Annotated in this window: 16 protein-coding genes and 1 riboswitch; of the genes, 5 read left to right on the top strand and 11 right to left on the bottom strand. The window is 45.9% G+C overall.

Translation table 11 applies throughout. From position 1 onward, the window contains the following. Positions 1-3: 3 nt before the first annotated feature. From EOV40_RS10605 to EOV40_RS10585, 5 genes are all read right to left on the bottom strand, one after another. Entirely contained in the window at positions 4-678 is a 675-nt protein-coding gene (locus tag EOV40_RS10605; RefSeq protein ID WP_050818509.1) for a sorbitol dehydrogenase family protein, read from the bottom strand. Between the two features lie 112 nt (positions 679-790). Further along, positions 791-1,255 carry a DUF2147 domain-containing protein gene (locus EOV40_RS10600; RefSeq protein WP_128105940.1) on the bottom strand — a complete coding sequence of 155 codons (465 nt, stop codon included), beginning with the start codon at positions 1,253-1,255 and terminating at the stop codon, positions 791-793. A gap of 42 nt (positions 1,256-1,297) precedes the next feature. Next, a riboswitch (cobalamin riboswitch) is annotated at positions 1,298-1,536 on the bottom strand. Positions 1,537-1,613: 77 nt separating this feature from the next. Beyond that, on the bottom strand, positions 1,614-3,206 hold the full coding sequence (locus EOV40_RS10595; protein WP_128105939.1) for a carbohydrate porin: 1,593 nt from the start codon (positions 3,204-3,206) through the stop codon (positions 1,614-1,616). Between the two features lie 365 nt (positions 3,207-3,571). After that, positions 3,572-4,876, bottom strand: coding sequence for a dicarboxylate/amino acid:cation symporter (locus EOV40_RS10590; protein WP_128105938.1), 1,305 nt, complete (start codon positions 4,874-4,876; stop codon positions 3,572-3,574). A 405-nt stretch (positions 4,877-5,281) separates the two neighbouring features. Then, positions 5,282-6,337 (bottom strand): aromatic ring-hydroxylating oxygenase subunit alpha, encoded by a 1,056-nt coding sequence (locus EOV40_RS10585; RefSeq protein WP_128105937.1) that lies wholly within the window; start codon positions 6,335-6,337, stop codon positions 5,282-5,284. Positions 6,338-6,430: 93 nt separating this feature from the next. Here EOV40_RS10585 and EOV40_RS10580 point away from each other — a divergent pair, with 93 nt between their 5' ends. Next, a complete protein-coding gene (locus tag EOV40_RS10580; RefSeq protein WP_128105936.1) occupies positions 6,431-7,372 on the top strand; it encodes a LysR family transcriptional regulator in 942 nt (313 codons plus the stop codon). 55 nt (positions 7,373-7,427) lie between these two features. On the opposite strand, the gene EOV40_RS10575 is transcribed toward EOV40_RS10580, so the two are convergent. Genes EOV40_RS10575 through exbB form a run of 3 tightly spaced genes read right to left on the bottom strand, consistent with a single transcriptional unit; the run spans position 7,428 to position 9,516 of the window. Next, a complete protein-coding gene (locus tag EOV40_RS10575; RefSeq protein ID WP_128105935.1) occupies positions 7,428-8,288 on the bottom strand; it encodes an energy transducer TonB in 861 nt (286 codons plus the stop codon). After that, complete coding sequence (gene exbD / locus EOV40_RS10570) at positions 8,285-8,734, bottom strand: TonB system transport protein ExbD (RefSeq protein WP_087651761.1); 450 nt, start codon at positions 8,732-8,734, stop codon at positions 8,285-8,287. The genes EOV40_RS10575 and exbD overlap by 4 nt, the downstream gene beginning before the upstream one ends. Positions 8,735-8,739: 5 nt before the next feature. After that, complete coding sequence (gene exbB / locus EOV40_RS10565; RefSeq protein ID WP_208729181.1) at positions 8,740-9,516, bottom strand: tonB-system energizer ExbB; 777 nt, start codon at positions 9,514-9,516, stop codon at positions 8,740-8,742. Positions 9,517-9,967: 451 nt separating this feature from the next. Between exbB and EOV40_RS10560 the strand changes: the two genes are divergently transcribed. The 4 genes from EOV40_RS10560 to EOV40_RS10545 are packed head-to-tail and all read left to right on the top strand — an operon-like array spanning position 9,968 to position 14,320. Next, complete coding sequence (locus EOV40_RS10560) at positions 9,968-12,277, top strand: TonB-dependent receptor (RefSeq protein WP_128105933.1); 2,310 nt, start codon at positions 9,968-9,970, stop codon at positions 12,275-12,277. A 45-nt stretch (positions 12,278-12,322) separates the two neighbouring features. After that, positions 12,323-13,039 carry a tetratricopeptide repeat protein gene (locus EOV40_RS10555; protein WP_208729179.1) on the top strand — a complete coding sequence of 239 codons (717 nt, stop codon included), beginning with the start codon at positions 12,323-12,325 and terminating at the stop codon, positions 13,037-13,039. 42 nt (positions 13,040-13,081) lie between these two features. Further along, positions 13,082-13,621 carry a hypothetical protein gene (locus tag EOV40_RS10550; protein WP_128105931.1) on the top strand — a complete coding sequence of 180 codons (540 nt, stop codon included), beginning with the start codon at positions 13,082-13,084 and terminating at the stop codon, positions 13,619-13,621. A 15-nt stretch (positions 13,622-13,636) separates the two neighbouring features. After that, positions 13,637-14,320: a Fe2+-dependent dioxygenase gene (locus EOV40_RS10545; protein ID WP_128105930.1), complete on the top strand. Its 684-nt coding sequence runs from the start codon at positions 13,637-13,639 to the stop codon at positions 14,318-14,320. Positions 14,321-14,485: 165 nt separating this feature from the next. On the opposite strand, the gene EOV40_RS10540 is transcribed toward EOV40_RS10545, so the two are convergent. The 3 genes from EOV40_RS10540 to EOV40_RS10530 are packed head-to-tail and all read right to left on the bottom strand — an operon-like array spanning position 14,486 to position 18,086. Then, entirely contained in the window at positions 14,486-15,364 is an 879-nt protein-coding gene (locus tag EOV40_RS10540) for a TauD/TfdA dioxygenase family protein (RefSeq protein ID WP_128105929.1), read from the bottom strand. 18 nt (positions 15,365-15,382) lie between these two features. Beyond that, positions 15,383-16,750 (bottom strand): MFS transporter, encoded by a 1,368-nt coding sequence (locus tag EOV40_RS10535; RefSeq protein WP_128105928.1) that lies wholly within the window; start codon positions 16,748-16,750, stop codon positions 15,383-15,385. Further along, positions 16,680-18,086: an LLM class flavin-dependent oxidoreductase gene (locus tag EOV40_RS10530; protein ID WP_128105927.1), complete on the bottom strand. Its 1,407-nt coding sequence runs from the start codon at positions 18,084-18,086 to the stop codon at positions 16,680-16,682. Before EOV40_RS10530 ends, EOV40_RS10535 begins: the two co-directional genes overlap by 71 nt. Positions 18,087-18,115 lie beyond the last annotated feature (29 nt).

Below are 18,115 nucleotides of genomic sequence, written 5' to 3'. Positions count from 1 at the left end.
AGATCAGGTCGGTTCGATAACAAGGGCGGAAGCAGAAAGTGCAGGGTGCCCTTTGGGGCGTGCAACTTCTGGTGGCTTGCTTGTCCAGTAGAATGGGCCGCCCGTTGCGTAGGTTTTGGGGTAAACGGCATCCTTCGTGATGTCGAACATCAGGGCAGAGCGGTAAACCACCACCTTGCCATCTGCAATGCCCCGGTACCAGCCGGTTAGAATTTCGTGAATGACATCTTTAAGCTTTGGATCAGATTTTTCTGCAGCATGTGCAAAGGCTGATGCTGTTGTAAATTTTTCCCGCTCCAGCAGGGTATGTAAGGCGTTAAGTTTGTCTTTCCGATCTGCATTGGCCTGCACAATGTTGGCGTACAGGGCCGCGCCAATCTGGGGGTTTAACGTCTCTCTATCTGTCAGGCGCTGGGATACCTGCATAAAGCGGGATAGATCTTCATTGTTTGGGGTGGCAGGAGCGGTATCTGCCGCAAGGGCTGCACCTGTTGCGCCTGCAACAGAAAGACCAATACCACCTAAAAGCACATCTCGCCGGGACATACGTAAAAGCTTGTTCAAGCGCATGGCGTTAGGGGATGCACACCATTCCGCTACAGGTTGCCCCTTGTGCGTTTGTCTCATTCTTCGGGTTCTCCCTACAAAGCCGGGCTCCGCCCTGTCGGAATGAAACATTGCGGAGAAATATTGAATGCCAAATTGTGAATGGTTTTATAGAGAAGGCCTGAGCTTGCAACCTGTTATAACGGCATAATACCTATTTCATGCCCTGTTGATGCAGGTATGCTCAGGGGTTAATGCGGCAGTTATTACCTATATGGCCATGAAATGGCTGCCACGTATCTGTTCTGCCAAAAAGTTCCAAACCTAAAAAACCATGCAATTTCAGGGAGCCGTCTTCCGCCACCCATACAATGGCATCGTAAGTATTTTTGCTTTGAGGGTCAAAAATGTGGCCTTTCCAATGGTCATGCCGGTCTTCCATGGGGTGGAAGCCTTTGAGCATTTGAAGGTTACATTCAGTTTTTCTGCGGCTAGAAGCTTCTTCATCCTGCGTTAGGTTCAACCCTACAAGATTCCCGCACATCTTATCGCCACAGCTATGGATATCGAATACGCCTTTGCCGTCTTCTGTAATCCATTGTCCTGTTATGGTTGGTGTGGAGGCGTTTTCTGCATGAGCATGAGAAGGTATGGTGCCCCATGCAAGAAGCAGTGCTGTTATAAATGAGCTAAAGGCATGTTTGTACATTTTGCTGCCTTGTCCTGCCGCTACCGGTTCATCCCGCCCGGTGTGATGTGCCTGATGGAGGCAGGTCTCCTGGCTTGGGGATCTGGTGTGTGTTAGACCTTTTGCCTTCCCAGCCGTATTACCGGCCAGTGGCTAGCCGCGATCGGCAGCAGGTCCAACCTCCCCTTACAGTTGCGGGAGCAGCTGCCGACTATAAGTTTCTGCTTCAATATGAGGCAAAAACCGTGCACGGCATTCCCTTTTAAGCCGCTTGCGCAGCACCATCCATCTGTTCAAGCATTTATTCTAGCAATAAGAGGACTTGGTGCCAGTATGAGAAAAGCAGAGCAGGTGAGAGGTTTTTGCGCCTCGCTTTGCCTTACAGGGCAGCAATAACCTTAAGTCCCGCCAGAATAGCATTGGGAATAACCGAGGTTTCTCCGGGGCGCATCATATATTCAAACTCCGGCGTAATAACCAAACCCGGTGTGACAGGAATGCCGTAATACGCTTCCAGAATAGCGGAATGCGTTTGTGGTCCATTGATATACGGGCCAAGCGGAACGCCTGCGGCTTCCCGCATGCGTTGCCCGTAGGCCAGACGGGGGCTGAGCTGGTAATAGGAATACATCACGCCCAGACGATCCAATGGCCGGTGGGGAATAATGCCCAGAAGGGAAGCGCCAGCATAAAATTCGTTTGAGAATGTAGAGTTACTTGGCGTGTTATGAATAAACCCTGCCAACACGTAGCCGCCAGCCATTTGGTGTTCGCCATGGCTGCGATACACCATCTGATCTGCCTCTATATAAAATGTATCACGCGGCTTGAGTTTGTGTGGATGCACAGACCCCGCAAAAGCGGCCGGAATGGTGCCAACCATATCAGGGTAAGGTGAGGTATCGTGGCCAAAGCCGATTTTGTAATGACCGGGAAGCTTACGCGTGCCAAAAAACGGCTCCCACGTTAATTCAACCGGAGTTTGAATGCCCGTATAAGGCTCATCGCCCCATGCCCAGCCTGTGTTATCGCGGGCTTTAGGGCCTATGCGATAAATGCCTGTGCGCAGGATAAGATCATGCGTTGGCCGAAAGCGTACTGTGCCTCCCCATGATGTTTTGGGGTAAACACTCCAACCAGCCGGTTCTCGTATAGCCATGGGCGCAGAGCACATGGTCATGAATGTGCACAGTAAAATAGAAGTAGAATATGTGTGCGTAAGTGAAATGCGCCCAACATTGATATTGATACGGTTATTGAGGAAAGATTTTTCCAGATACAGATCTGCCAGGCGAGCCGCGGCCGGCCCGTGGATGCTCCATACTTCTGTAAGAAGTACGTTTCTTTCTCCAACATGATCCCAACCGACTTGCCTACCTTCACGGTTCATAACAATACCATGCAGGTACCACCCCTGTAGCGGATTCCAACCTGTTAACTTGCCCAGATCAAACAGCATGCTGGCACGTATTTCGTGCGTGTAATCCATACCTTTTGAAAGGCCGCCAGCAAGATTGGCCATACCTTCACCTTTGTAGGTTAACTCAAAGGTAAAGCCGTGTTCACTTAACCTGTCGCGCCAAGGTTTAAGGCCGGGGGCCAAATTGCCAAAAGCCTGTTCGGCAACAAAATACCCAGCGCTGATATCCTGCCTACGTAACGCTGTATTATTGTGGTTTAGCAGGTAGGAAAGGCTTTCTGTATCAAACAGAGCGTCCAGACGTTCTTCTGCTATTGGGCGCTTGTGTTTTTTGGGTATTTCAGCGTTGATAATAGGTTTTGAAAAAAGTTGGGGGCTCTCAAGAGATTTAGTCGGTTCACTCTGCTGGGCGCGTGCAGTGGTGGCGTTAAAAGCAATATTCAATGAGAAAAGAACTGTTCCGACATAGATTGCACGGACAATGGATAAAAAATCTTGCCGATAGCATGATATTTTTTGTTCTGAATTAGAAATGATATAAGTTGAGGGCATTGCCCGATCCTCATGGCGCAAGAATGGCCATTGCATGCAGTTCGCATGAAGCAACGGCGTATTTCTGAAGCAAGGGGAAAGAAATACAGAGACTAAAGAGAAAGGTGACTGGCAGCTTTCTCTTTAAAAAATAGATTTTGTAATTTCTGCAAACATTTTCTCGTTTCCGCATTTGTTTTTATTTTTATTGTTACGGAATATAGTAATTAAATTACATACAGAAAGATTCAAGAGATTTTTTCTGTTATAACGAATGTTCAAGGAAAAGTTTACAAAGTTATGTTGTTACAACAGGAATGATTCTAAAACACGCATACAGGAAATCCGTAGAAAGCTAGCAGAGAGCTTTCTACGGAAAATAACAATTAAGCTGATGGTGCTTTTGTAATTTGTGGCCGTGTGTGTAAGGCGTCATGAAGTTGCGCATCGTCCAGCGCATTTTCCCAGCGAGAGACAACAATCGCAGCAACAGCGTTACCAACCAGATTGGTGAGGGAACGACATTCAGACATAAAACGGTCAATCCCCAGAATAAGGGCCATACCACCGACAGGTACACTGGGCACAACAGAAAGAGTGGCAGCCAGAGTGATAAAGCCCGCCCCTGTTACACCGGCAGCACCTTTAGAACTCACCATGGCAACCAGAAGCAGGGCAAGCTGTTCTTGAAAGCTAAGGTGTACATCAGTAGCCTGCGCAATAAACAGTGCGGCAAGTGTCATGTAAATGTTGGTACCATCCAGATTAAAGGAATAGCCCATGGGCACAACCAGCCCTACAATTCCTTGGGAACAGCCAGCCCGTTCCAATTTGGCAATCAGGCCGGGTAGGGCAGATTCGGAAGAACTCGTGCCCAGCACAATGAGCAGCTCTTCTTTTAAAAAGACCAACAGCCGCAGAATGCTAAAGCCAGCCAACCTTGCCACAATACCCAAAACAACGCCTACAAACAGAATGGCAGTGAGGTAAAATGTCAGTACCAAGGCAAGAAGGTGCAGAATGGAATGCAGGCCAAATTTACCAACGGTAAAGGCCATGGCACCAAAAGCCCCAATAGGGGCCAGATACATTACCAGACGTACAACCCCAAAAACCAATTCTGTCAGACTATAAAACAGGTTGAGGACAGTTTCACCCGCCTTACCCATTTTGGCCAGACTGATGCCAAACAGGATGGCAACCAGCAGAACCTGTAAAATTTCACCAGATGTAAATGCACCGGCGGTGGTGGAGGGAATGATTTGGAGCAAAAAATCTGAAAAGGAGTGATGTTGTGCAGCAGCACTTACAAACTGTGTAACAGAACTTGTATCAAGGCTTTCCGGGCGAATATGCAGCCCGGCACCGGGTTGCAGAACGTTGGCTACAAGCATGCCAATAGCCAGTGCCAAAGTGGAAAAGCACAAAAAATATAGCATGGCTTTGCCTGCTACGCGGCCTGTTTGCTTAAGGTCCGCCATGCCTGCAATGCCTGTGCACACTGTTAGAAAAATAACAGGTGCAATGACCATTTTGATAAGTTTAACAAACCCATCTCCCAGCGGTTTAAGCGCAGTGGCAACAGAGGGAAACATTGCACCCACGGCAATGCCTGCACCCACAGCTACCAGAACCTGAAGGTAAAGGAAGCGTTGGTGTGAACTGGAAAGGGGAGCAGATGATGGAAGCACGCCTAAAAACTTTCTGTTCTTGTTTTTGTGCCTGTGGTGCATCCTGATAAAATATATAGTGTTATATCAAGAATATACGCGCAGACTCACGTAAGGTAACGCGTGTTTATATCGTTTGGGAAGAGAGGGTATATCTCTTTTTCTTGAGTTTTCTAGGTGCAGGCACTGCGTAAGGTGAATATTCAGGTTGAAGATTCTGGGTTATATCAATGTAATTACATGAATGTAATGATACGGAGTTTGACCATATTTTTATTTTGAATGTTAGAAATGCCGGGTGGGCAGGCTCTTAATACGTGTGGGTGTTGGATAAGAGTCATGTGGTTCTCTCAACTCACATGAAAGTGGCTGAGTAATCTCAGCACAACTTTCATGTAAGAAGGGGAACTATGATTTTTTAATTTTTTAGGCGGTAAAAAACTGGCTTAAGCCGATGTTGCGTAAGGCGCGCCGATAGGCAATGGAACTGCGGTCTGCCACCACATGCACTTCCAATGAAGGGTCAAGTGGCAGGTTTTCGGGTTTCTGGGCTTCTACCAAGGCGCGGTCTTCTTCAAAGACTTTCAGATTGAAATCATAAACATCCTGCAAAGGCAGATCGGTATCAAAGTTACGGCACATAGGGGCAAACATACGTGTTTTTTTGGCAGAAACAGGAGAAGCCGCATTCATGATGACCAGCCTACCGTTATCGGGAAAGTGAATTTCCAGCGTGGCGGTAAAAGGAACATGCACCCGAAAATGGCGAAGCCATTCAAAATCTGGCCGTCCGCGTTCTGATTGCCCAATAGGATAGTTGCCTACATAGCTACGGTATTCTGCTTCAAACCCATATGGTGTCATTTTGGGCATGTAAGCTGGCACAACAGGGTTGTTCGGGTCTGCAAAAGTTTCTGTATGCACAAATGCAAAATGGGCAACATCTATAAAGCCTTCAACCTGCCGTCCGGCAAAACCGGCAATATCTATCCAAGGGCAGTTGATTTGTTGAAAACCAGCTTCATCCCAATGTGGCATGGATGGAATTGAGATATCTCCATCTGCCTGTGGGCGCAGGCACGTCCAAATTAAGCCATACCGTTCTACGGCAGGGTAATTGTGTAAGTTCAGGCGGGAAGGAATGGCGCTATCCGGGTGGGCAGGAACACGCACACACTGGCCTTGATGACCAAACTGGAAGCCGTGATAGGCGCAGGCAACTGTTTGGCCGTTACCCTTGCCCATGCTGAGGGGCACACCACGATGAGGGCACAGATCATCTGCGACAACAATTTCTTCACCTGCCCGATAAACAACCAACGGCGTATCAAGCAGCGTTACACCTAATGGTTTGTCTTCCAATTCACGCACAAGGGCAATGGGGTGCCAGTAAGAGGCAAGAATAAGCCAGTCATCAGCATCAAAACTGAGCTCGCGGGGGAGTTTGGTATCGGTGGTGCGGGCGCAGGCTGGTGGTGTCACAGCTTAATCTCCTAAATGGGAAAGGTTTCCCGTTCCTTTAAGAGACAGTGTTTCATCAAGCGCATATTATCGGATATATCTATTTCATGCAGTATGCATTCTCAAACTGAGAACAGACAAATGAACCCATTTTCGCGCTTTCTGATCTATTTTTTGGCTGTGGCACGGCATGGCTCTATCCGCAAAGCATCGGAAGACCTGCATATTGCGGCTTCTGCCATTGATAGACATATTTTGTTAGGTGAGCAGGCCCTCCAAACACCGCTATTTGAGCGCCTTTCTTCCGGCATGCGTTTAACTGCGGTGGGAGAGTTATTTTATGCGCATGCCAGCCGGTGGGCGAAGGATTTTGAAAGCCTTAATCGTCAGATTGATGATCTAAAGGGAATGCGCCGTGGGCGCATAGATATTTTGGCCCCAGAGGCTTTGGCGCGCGTATTTTTACCCAGCATTGCTGCGCGCCTTAAAGAACAATACCCCGGAATTGTTCTGAATATTCATATTCATGACAATGCAGAGTTGGGAGAACGCCTTTTTGCAGGGGAGGGAGATTTGGCATTTCTGTTAGATCCAGCAGATTTGCGAGACCTGCAGGTGCGTTCCATGCTTTCTTTCCCGTTAGGGGTAGTAAGCCTACCCAAGCATCCAGTCACTCAGCAATCTTCTGCTCGGTTCTCAATATGCGCTGAATATCCGGTTATTGTGCCAGAAGAGCCATTGGCGCTCGCATCTGTTTTTTCAAAACTGGAAGCAGACACAATGGTCAATCCGAATGTGATTTCTGGAGCCAATAATGTGCAGATGATAAAGTCTTTGGTGAAGGCAGGCTTGGGTATCACCATTCTCAGCTATCTGGATGTGATGGATGAGGTCCAGAGTGGAGACATGGCTTTTACGCCCTTAGCAGGAGCACATGTTCCTCCTCTACGGTTGGCGCTGGCGCATGATCGTGCACGGCCTTTATCTGCTGTGGCACGGCGCGTTGCAGATAGCGTAGAGGCAGAATGGGCGCTCTTGCGTCAAAAAATGATATGAAGGGCAAGTTATTGTCTCATGATATATAAATATATCAGTAATAACAAAAAACTTTTTAATCCCGTTCTTGTTCCATATAAAATTCGATTGGCACGGTGAGTGTAATAGAAGCACCTGCCACACTATCGGGTGGGCTAGGTAAGGGTTCGGCCCGTCGTACAAGTGCCAAGGCTTCACCATCTAACAGTGAGTAGCCAGAGCTTTTTTCGATATGGGCAGAAAGCACATGTCCTTTTCGGTCCATCGTGAAATGTAGTCTTGGAGCTCCCTCCTGATGAGCCGACATCGCTTCTGCCGGGTAACGTTTATATTTTTCTAGACGAGCCAGCAAAGCTCCTTGCCATGTGGCGGGACTCTGGGAAGCATGAGAGGAAGACGATCCTTCAACAGGTGCGGCCTGCGTTTGAGCCGGTGGTGCCTTGGAGGTGGGAGGAGCCGTTGTTTTTTCAGCCGGTGGTGTTTTGTCAGGAACTGGTTTTTTAAGATTTACTGTAGGTTTCTGCTTTTTCACAATTTTATGTGGTTTTTCAAGTTTGGGAACAGGAATAGGTGGGTGTGGAGCTGGCGCAGGAGGGGCTTCCAACTTAGCGGGATCAACGGGAGACGGGTCTGATTCTGAAATTGTTTGCTGAGGGCCGGGCGGCGCATCTGTAGGCGGAGAAGGGGGTGCAACAGGTTCCGGTGCCATATCAATAGCAATAGCCGCTGGTGGAGGCTCAGGTATGGCGGGGGCTGTATGCGGCATGTACAGGAAAGATAAAGCGGCGGCGCCGGTTGTCGCCACGACAATTAAAAAAGATATGCCCCAACGGAAGGTATCTTCTTGCCGGGCTTTTCGTATTTGTTGAATCTTCCAATCAGAAAAAGCTGTTGAGGGCACGTTTTCTGCTACATTTTTATATGTTGTTGCGCTCATGGCTCGGCCTTTGCCGCTGGGGCAGATCCCTCTTCTTGTCCTTGCAAATTAACAAGAGCAACCTTGAGATAACCAGCAGAGCGAAGCTTATCCATCACACTCATGAGTGTTCCGTAATCTACCGTTTTGTCAGCACGTAGGAAAATACGTTCATCTTTGTTTCCCTTGGTCGCTGTTTCTAACGCTTGGGGTAGGTTCTCAGCCGATACATTATCTTCACCAAGTGCTAGTGCATGATCAGCTTTTACTGTTAGAAAAACAGGATTTTCAGGGCGTGGCGCCGGTTTTTCTGTTGATGAAGGTAGATCTACAGGTACGTTGACTGTGGTGAGCGGGGCCGTAACCATAAAGATTACTAAAAGCACCAACATAACATCAATGAACGGCGTTACATTGATCTCACTTGCTTCGTGTGGATTTTCATCTGCATGCTGGATACGGCGCATATGGCTTATTCCCCAGCCATGCGATTGACATTAAAAGGGGTAATCTGAGCACTGGTTGTAAAGATATGCGCTCGGCTCAGATCACGAGAAACCAGACGCATGACAAGAGATGTCAGATCCGCCACTTGCGCTCTGCAGGATGCAGATTGGCGTGCAAGATGATTATAGATAACCACCGCAGGAATAGCAGCTACAAGCCCGAGCGCGGTGGCTAACAAGGCTTCTGCAATGCCAGGAGCCACCACAGCGAGGCTGGTGGCTTTGCTGGCAGCAATACCTGTAAAGGATGTCATAATTCCCCACACAGTGCCGAACAGCCCAATAAAAGGTGATGTTGCACCAATGGTGGCCAATAGGCCTGTGCCGCGCATGAGCCGACGCCCCTCTGCTGCTTCCAGGCGCTCAAGGTGTAAAACAATACGTTCCTTAAGGCCTTCGTTGTCATTAGGAATGTCGTGCGAAACAGCTTTTTCAGTTTCTGCTGCCATAACCAGTGTATGCGCAATGCTGTTTTGGCGTGTGCCTTTTTCACCCAAAGCTAATGTGCCGGCCTCTTCCAGAGTTTTTTCTGCTGTTCTCAGTTTTCTACGAACACTCAAAAACTCAACAGATTTGGCGATGAAGATGGTCCATGTCAGAAGCGAGGCAAGCGCAAGAAGTGCCATGACACATTGCACAACAGAACCCGCATTCAGGAACATCTCCCATGGAGAAAAAGAAAGGGGGATCTGAAGAGATGATTCTGATGAGGGCATAAGATACCAAGTACTTTCGCAATACATATAATGAAGTGATACGCAGGAGAACCTGTAAGGAACAACCGATGGCGTAATTGGAAAACAGGTGCCTTATGCTTTCTCACGCGGGGCATATCTCAAGCAGCAGATAACAAAGTGCTTATCTATACGCAAGTGCGAATCACTATCATCTAAGCGTGAATATCTTAATATTTTGCAAACACCCAGTATGGATCATTTGCTCAAAGATCCTTTGTAAATACGGATATCTTGCTAACATATTGAAAAATTAAAATTTATTTTATGAATTTTGGTTTGTAGGCAATTTTTGGTCATCAACAACCTGTTGCGGCAAAAGCACACCCCATGCAATTTGATAATATATGATATTGATAATCATTTGCTTCGTAAGATGAGAATGATTATCAGGTAGCCGTTTCGTCCCTATTATCTAGTAAGGTGAACCAGAAACTAGGGTTCATCAGGAGTGCGGCAAATGAGTCGATCAGAGTTGTCTCACCCGAGTTCACAAGGCAAGGGCCTGCGTGTGGCTGTTGCCTTGGGTGTATCTGTTGGGTTGGGTGTTACAGAAAGCAAAGCGCAGGCAGAAGATGCGGCGCAACCACCTCAGCCTTCCTCATCCGATACATCTATTAAACTTTCCGCAGTGCGGGTGGGAGGACATGCTGAATCTAAAAATGAATCTTATGAGGCAGGGAATACCAACAGTAAGATACTGAATATTTCACGTATGCCTGCCTCCGTGCGTGATACCCCTCAAACCATTAACGTCGTGCCACAGGAACTCATGAAGCAACAGCGTGCTTTCACGCTGGATCAGGCGCTGAGCAATGTTCCGGGCATTACGCTTTCAACAGGGGAGGGAGCTGGGGGCCTGAATGGTGATCAGTTTCGTATCCGTGGTCTGCAGGCCAGGCAGGATATTTATACCGATGGCCTGCGTGATTTTGGCACATATACCCGAGATGTTTTCAATACGGAAAGTGTTGAAGTTATTAAGGGGCCATCAGGCGAATATTTTGGTGCAGGCAATGTTGGTGGGGTTATCAACCAAAGCCAGAAGCATGCACATGCGGGTAACAGTTACAGTTATGATCAGTCCTTTGGGAGTGGCCCGCTCTTCCGTGGGGTAGGTGATATCAACTATCAGATCAATGATGATATGGCCATTCGTGTCAACGGAATGTTCAATAAACAGGATGTCGTTGATCGTAATAATGTAACCTCAAATAGGTACGGTGCTGCGGTTGATTTTGGCGTTGGCTTGCGTAGCAAAACATCCTGGCATTTAACGTGGCAGTGGCTAAACAGTGATAGCAAGCCCGATTACGGTGTAAGCATGATCCAGGTGAATGGGATTTACCGTCCTATTACAGAATATGGTCTGTCTCGAAACACCAGCTATACACGTAATTTCGATTTTGATCGCTCCAACATTCATTCTTTGACATCCTCTCTTAAATCCGAGATTTCGCGCTGGTTTACGCTCACGAATGATACGCGTTTAAGCCTGTATAATCGTGATTATACTGCTACAACGCCTGCTGCATGTTCCGGTGCTTGCGCAACAGCATTTCTGGCAGGTGGTAATTATGCATTGCCTTATGGTGCCGGTGGTGGCGCTGCTTACCGTCAGGAAGGCTGGGGTGTACAAAATATCCTGATGGGACGTTCACAGTTTAAAACAGGCTTTGTGCATCACGACATTAAAGCTGGTGTTGATGTAAACTATGCAAGTGATTCCCGTTGGCCTGGTAGCTTTACCAACCGAGTGAATAATCAGACCATTCGTAATCCACAATATTCTTATTCTGGCACGTCAGTTAGTTTTCCATCTTCTGGGTATGGGAATGCAAATGCCAGAGATGTTGGGTTGTTCTTTTCTGACCGTATTCAGTTAACCAAACAGCTTTCTCTTTTTGGAACCGGTCGTTGGGATTCCTTCAGCAGCACATATTACGCGCGCTCCAAGGCTGCGCAAGGCCGTGCAGAGCAGAAATCTGATCGCTGGAGTCCATCTGCCAGCATTATGTATTCTCCTTTGAAAAATGCCTCTTTCTACTTTACGTTTGCACGCTCCTATAAGCCAGTGGGAACCGATGTATCCTCTCTGGTGACAATCAAGCCACAAGCAGGCGATGTTGCACAGAAAGGTGTAAACCTTTCACCCCAGCGGAGTGATTTGTTTGAGTTTGGCAGTAAGGCGGATTTTCTACATAAACGGCTGGGAACAACCGTTTCTTTCTTCCAGATCAGTGAAAATAATTCTCGTTACTATGATGTAAACGGTGATATGGAAACAGGGTTTGCAGATTCAGGAAGTGGCCGACGTATCCGTGGTGTGGAATTAAGCGCCAATGGCAAGCTTACACGAGATTGGCAGGTGTTTGCATCTTATTCCTATATGGATGGGCGTGTAACCCATAGTAGCACCGGAGATAACGGGAAAACTGCTCCACAGGTGCCACATAATACAATGTCTGTTTGGAGCTCGTATGATCTTTCCAGACAATTACTGAATCCTGAATGGGGCACGTTAAAAATTGGTGGTGGCGTACAATATTCATCTGGTTATTGGGCAGGCCCAGATACGGCCAATACGGCACGTATCCCTAATACGTTCCTACTGAATGGGATGTTGTCTTGGGATTACAAGCATTATCGTGTGTCGTTTAATGCCAACAACATCACAAATAAGTTGAATTATGCTTCTTCATTCTCTGGTTCACGCGTTGTTCCTGCATCTGGCCGGTACTTTATAGGAAACATTGGTGTGACATTCTAATAATATCAGAAAATATAAAAAACTTATGATGCATGCTTTGTTTTTGTGGTGCAAATTATGAAACCAGTTACAGGTGTTGGTACGCTTGATAAAGATTTCCCGGAAGACAAAGCATGTCATTCTGTCTCCACAGTGAATGTGCAACTCATGCTTGGGCAGATTTATCTGAATAATGGTAAATTTTCAGATGCATTTAATATGTTTGAAGTTGCAGCACGATCGGGGGATCCTCGTGCGTTAAACATGCTTGGGCGTGCGTATGAGCGCGGTTGGGGTGTTCCGTGTAATGCATCTGCTGCTGCAATGTATTTCTCTCATGCTGCGAGCATGGGAGAAGGGTGGGCCATGTTTAATCTGGCAGACCTTTATTTGGCAGGTAAGGGCGTAAAAAAGGATACGCAAACGGCATATAATTTGTATGTTATGTCTGCACAGCATGGCATTTCTAAAGCGTTTAACATGCTTGGTCTTATTATTGAGGATGGGCTTATTCCTGAAATTGAACCTGGAAAATCCATTGATTTTTTTAGAGCAGCCATAAATTCTGGAGATTGTTGGGGCTATTTAAATATGGCGCGTTACCACCTTTTGTATGGAGAGAGGGAAGCCGCCTTAATGTGCCTTGAGGGGGCTCTTGATCTTGGGTTTGAGGATGTTTTTCAGGCAATAGAAAAACTATTTTACGGTGTGGAAGATGCGCGTTTTTGCAAAATCGTAGAAAGAGCAAAAGAGCGCTTCTTCCATTCTTGTAAGAGTGCTTAGAATGCACGCTGGGTTTGAATATTATTCTTGTTTTAACAGGGTATGGTTTCCATGAATATCGTTATAAAAAAATATTCTACTCCGTTGATCACCGGCTTGTTTATTGTTTCAGCTGTTTCTGGAACAGCCCTGTTTTTTCATTGGATGCCAGGGATGTTCCACTCCATGCATACATGGCTCAGTATGGTATTGTTGCTACCTTTTTTTATGCATATGTGGCGCAACTGGTCTCAGTTTTTGCTCTATTTCCGTAATAAGACAATGATATTTGCGTGCATGGCGTCTTTAGTGGCAGCAGGAGCCTTTATGCTAACGACAGGTCATAAAGGAGGAAATCCGGCTGCCCGAGTTTTTCCTGTTTTAACGCATGCTCCGCTTATAGATCTGGCCCCTTTACTTCATGTATCGCCAGATGAATTGGGTGCGCGTTTAACGCGAGATGGTTATATGGTACATTCTACATCAGAAACACTGGATGAGATTGCTTCACGATCAGGTAAGTCTGCTTCGGACGTGCTGCTGAAGATTTTGCCTCAGCATTCAGGTAATAATCACAAACATTCTGATGTAAAACCTAGCTGAACGGTAAGACCTATTATGCTTGTTCACATTCCCAACGTTCTGACTTCTGAAGAAATTGCTTATTGCCGTAAGACACTGGAAAAATCGCAATGGGTTGATGGTAAGGTTACTGCGGGAGATCAATCTGTAAAAGCAAAGTTTAATCTTCAGATCCCGCAAGAAAGTGCAGAAAGCCAAGAACTGGGGGAAATCATTCTGCAAGCGTTGGGGCGTAATCCGACGTTTAACAGTGCAGTGTTACCGTTACGTGTTTTTCCACCATTGTTTAACCGGTATGATGAAGGAATGTGTTTTCATACGCATGTAGATAACGCCATTCGTCATTTGCCTGGTACAGGTTTTCGTATTCGTACGGATGTTTCTTCTACATTGTTTCTAAGTGGCATGGACGAGTATGATGGAGGAGAACTTATTGTACAAGATACGTATGGTGTTCAAAAAATTCGTTGTCCGGCAGGGGATATGGTTATCTATCCTTCTACAAGCTTACATAGTGTAGAAAAGGTAACGCGTGGCAGCCGTTGGGCCTCTTTTTTCTGGTCTCAATCTATGGTGGCTGATGACACACAGCGCACGCTTTTGTACCAGTTTGATCAGTCAATAATGGATGTCAGGAAACAACTTCCTGATGATCATTCTGCTGTTCTTGGCCTGACGGCAACATATCATAACCTATTACGTCAGTGGGCGGTGCTTTAGGTATTAGATAGGATGATTTCTTCTTTTGGAAGTATTTGATTATAAATTTTATTTATCATAATGAGATAGAAAAAATGTTTTTATATAAATGCTTAAAATATTATTGAGAGGTATGATCATAGAAATAAATAGCTCTATACGATTGGTATAGAGCTATTTATTTAATTAAATATAATAACTTTTTTTTCCATCTACGTTTATAGGTATGTCTCCTTTCACTGTAATACGTCTTAATTCCCTGCGGTGTTGATCAAAATCTGCAGGAGCGTAATGTTGGGTGCTACGATTATCCCATATTGCTACGTCTCCAGGTTCCCATCGCCAGGTAATAGTATTTTCAATTTCTGTTATATAATTCTGAAAAATTTCGAAAAGTGCATTGGCGTCTTTGGTGGAAAACCCGTCCAATCCAATCACAAAATGCCCTAACACCAGACTCTTTTCTCCACTGTCTGGATGAACCCTTACAACAGGATGCACTGTTTTATATATTTGAGATGTAAATTCTTTTCTGAAAGCCGATATTTCTTCTTTTCGGCTATCAAATTTATAATAATTTGTATCATAATCATTAGAATGAATGGCCCAAGCCGCATCTGCCAATGCTTTTAATGGTGCAGGCAATGCCTCATACGCGGTTGCTGTATTTGCCCAAATTGTTGTGCCTCCGTATGGGGGAATATGTAAAGCCCGCAAAATTGAGGCTTTTGGATAATTGGTCATAAACGTAACATCTGTATGCCATGAATCTGTTGAACGCCCATAACGAGATTTAAGTTCAAACGTATATTTTGTGCCTTGAGGCGGAGCGATTGTTGGGTGCAGAATAGGTTCACCGAATACACGGCTTAAACGTTCATGTTGCGCATCATCCAAAAACTGTTTTTTTAGGAAAATAACTTTATTTTTCACAAGTTCTTTATTTAAAAATTCTTTTTGATCTTCTGTTAGATCCTTTTTCGCATCTATTCCATGAAGGACAGCTCCTAACCGTGATCCAACTTTTTCAGCAACAAGATGTTCTGTATTGAGTGTTTCAGACATTGCAGTATTTCCTCTTGGTTAAAGTTGCATAGGAGAGAATATTGAGGAAGAATTCTGGCGATGCAGGATCCTGCCTGCTGATTGTGGTGGGATCTTGATGAGCGACACCAGAATGCCACTTACAAAAAAGAGAAATGCGTAAATATGGATAACGCCCGCAACGCCAACAAATGGCTGAAAAATATAAACAATAAGAGGCCCCAACCATACACTGCATCCAGCCCCCAGATTTAGGAACGACATAGCAACCCCTTTCTTTTCTGGTAAAAGGGAAGGCGTTAAGGCTGAAAGCGGAACATATCCGGCTAATGTAAGGCCAAACAGAATTGCGGCTACGTACACGCTCCACGGATGGCTATGCCCATATAGGGCCGGCACCCAATATAGCAGGGCGCAAGCAAAGCTGCTTCCTATGCCACCAGCCCACAAAACAGTTCCACGCCAAGACAAACGATCACTTACGGCTCCTAAAAGCACGTTAAAAACGATGTTACTGGCAAAAATGGTTTCTAAAAAATGGATCCATAATTCGTTTGATAATCCAAGCGTTTGCACAAAATAGAATGGCATGAACACAATAATACCATGCGTAGCTGCTGAATTAATCGCTCTGATAATGCATACAAGCAGCAAAGAAGGGTATGCGTATCCGTCCTTCAGAAACTGCAAAAAATGTCTATCCTGATGTATAGATAAAGCCTTTGGCTGATCCGAGTTGTTGGGCAAAGCAATTACACTCAGGCTTCCACCTAGTATAACAACGCCTAGTGCAACCCAAAAAGTAAGATATTCTCCTAGTATCGGTAAGCTTGCAGCAGCTACAACAGTGCCGAGTGTGGGTAGCCCACACGTAAAGCAAAACCAGAAAATGCCAGAAGCCAGACCTCTTTGCTCTGCACTTACTTCTTTAACAATAAGAGTGAGAATACCGTACGCTAATAAAGGGTATCCGAACCCTCTGATACTGTATGTAAGCAAGATACCCCATGCTGTATGCGATGGCAGCGCCCAAGCCAAAAAAAGCACTTGTGGTACCACCCATAATACCACACCTGCAATAATCACCTTGCGGCAGCCCGCATACTCACACAGCAATCCAGCGCCCCATGCAGAAATTGCAGCAGCAAAGCCATATAACGTAAAAATAAATGCTACCTGATGCTCACTTATGCCCGAGGAGACCAGAAATGGTGATAGGTAACCAACCTCCACACCATCTCCAATCATAAAAAACAAAAGCCCCAGATACTGCATACCAAAATCACGTGGCGTTTTTCCTGCTTGTGGTAAGGATTGCACCATCAGACTGTTTCTTTCAGGCTGGAATTTTCTGATCAAACGCATAGCGTGCAGCCGGATGATCTGCTGAGGGTCGACCATTTTCATTATTAGGAAACAACCTTTCTCTTAAGGTTGCTGCTTGATCGCCCCGAATACGCCCGCGCTTTTTAAGTTCTGGAATAACCAGACGACCAAAATCTTCAAAGCTTTCTGGATTAACGAGCTGAATCAAGTTGATGCCGTCCGTCTCGGTTTCATCCAACCACTGTTCCAGATCATCCGCCACGGTTGTGGCTGAACCTATAAATGTACGTGCGCGCCCAAATCCATTTTGCGGGTTAGCGGCTTGGGCTAATGTCCATTGGCGCCCACTGACTTGCGGATCAAATTGACGTAGAACAGATTGGCTGGCTTCCGTGTTTTGGTAACGAAGTACATTGTCAGGAGCCGTTTGCGAAAAATCTACACCAGTCATGGATGAATAATGGATAATTGATGCTATAGGGTCATAATATCCATAATATTCTTCAAACTTTTCCCATGCGGCTTCATCTGTTTCTGCTGTCACAACAGCAACTGCTGTAATAAATTTTATGTTTTCTGGTTTTCTTCCATACTTCACTGCCTGAGCACGGATACGGCGTACATTTTCTCTCACGCCATTTGCGCCTGCCCCTACAACAAAAACAATCTCGGCATGCTTGGCTGCAAAGTCTGAACCACGGGCAGAGGTGCCTGCTTGTAACACTACAGGCACGCGTTGCGGGCTGGGTTGTACAACATGCCCGTCTGGCACTGTAAAATACTTACCTTTATGCTGAATGGAATGTACCTTGGACGGATCTGTATAAATACTTTTTTCCAGATCAGTATTCCGGATAACGGCGTTATCTTCCCAAGATCCTTGCCAAAGTTTGTAAGTCACATCCATAAACTCATTGGCAAGATTATAACGCTCATCATGAGCTATTTGGTGGCCGAGACCAAGATTGCGCGCGGCACTCTCTTGCTGCGACGTGACAACATTCCAACCAATGCGACCATTGGTGATGTGATCCAATGTGCTGAACTTACGCGCAGCTTGATAAGGATGTTCGTATGTGGTGGAAAGCGTAACGCCAAATCCCAGCTTTTTTGTTGCCGCAGCCATTGCAGAAACAAGCAGGAGTGGATCAATTAAAGGTGACTGAATGCCATGCTTGAGAGAAGGCGCAGGACTTGCACCATAAACATCAATAAGCCCCAGAGCATCTGCTATAAACAGGCAGTCAAACCCAGAAGTTTCTAGAGATCGTGCAAGTTCAACCCAATACTCAACGCTTGTATATCTATATGTTTTATCTCGTGGATGACGCCATAGCCCGTAATTGAGGTGTGATACGGTGGCCATGGTAAAGGCATTGAGAATGATTGGATCTGTTTTTTGTGCGGTATAAGCCATGCTGAGATTTCCAAATAAGAAACGGTAAA

This window comes from Acetobacter oryzoeni (assembly GCF_004014775.2).
GTDB classification, from domain to species: domain Bacteria; phylum Pseudomonadota; class Alphaproteobacteria; order Acetobacterales; family Acetobacteraceae; genus Acetobacter; species Acetobacter oryzoeni.
This window is presented reverse-complemented; position numbering and strand designations above follow the sequence as displayed.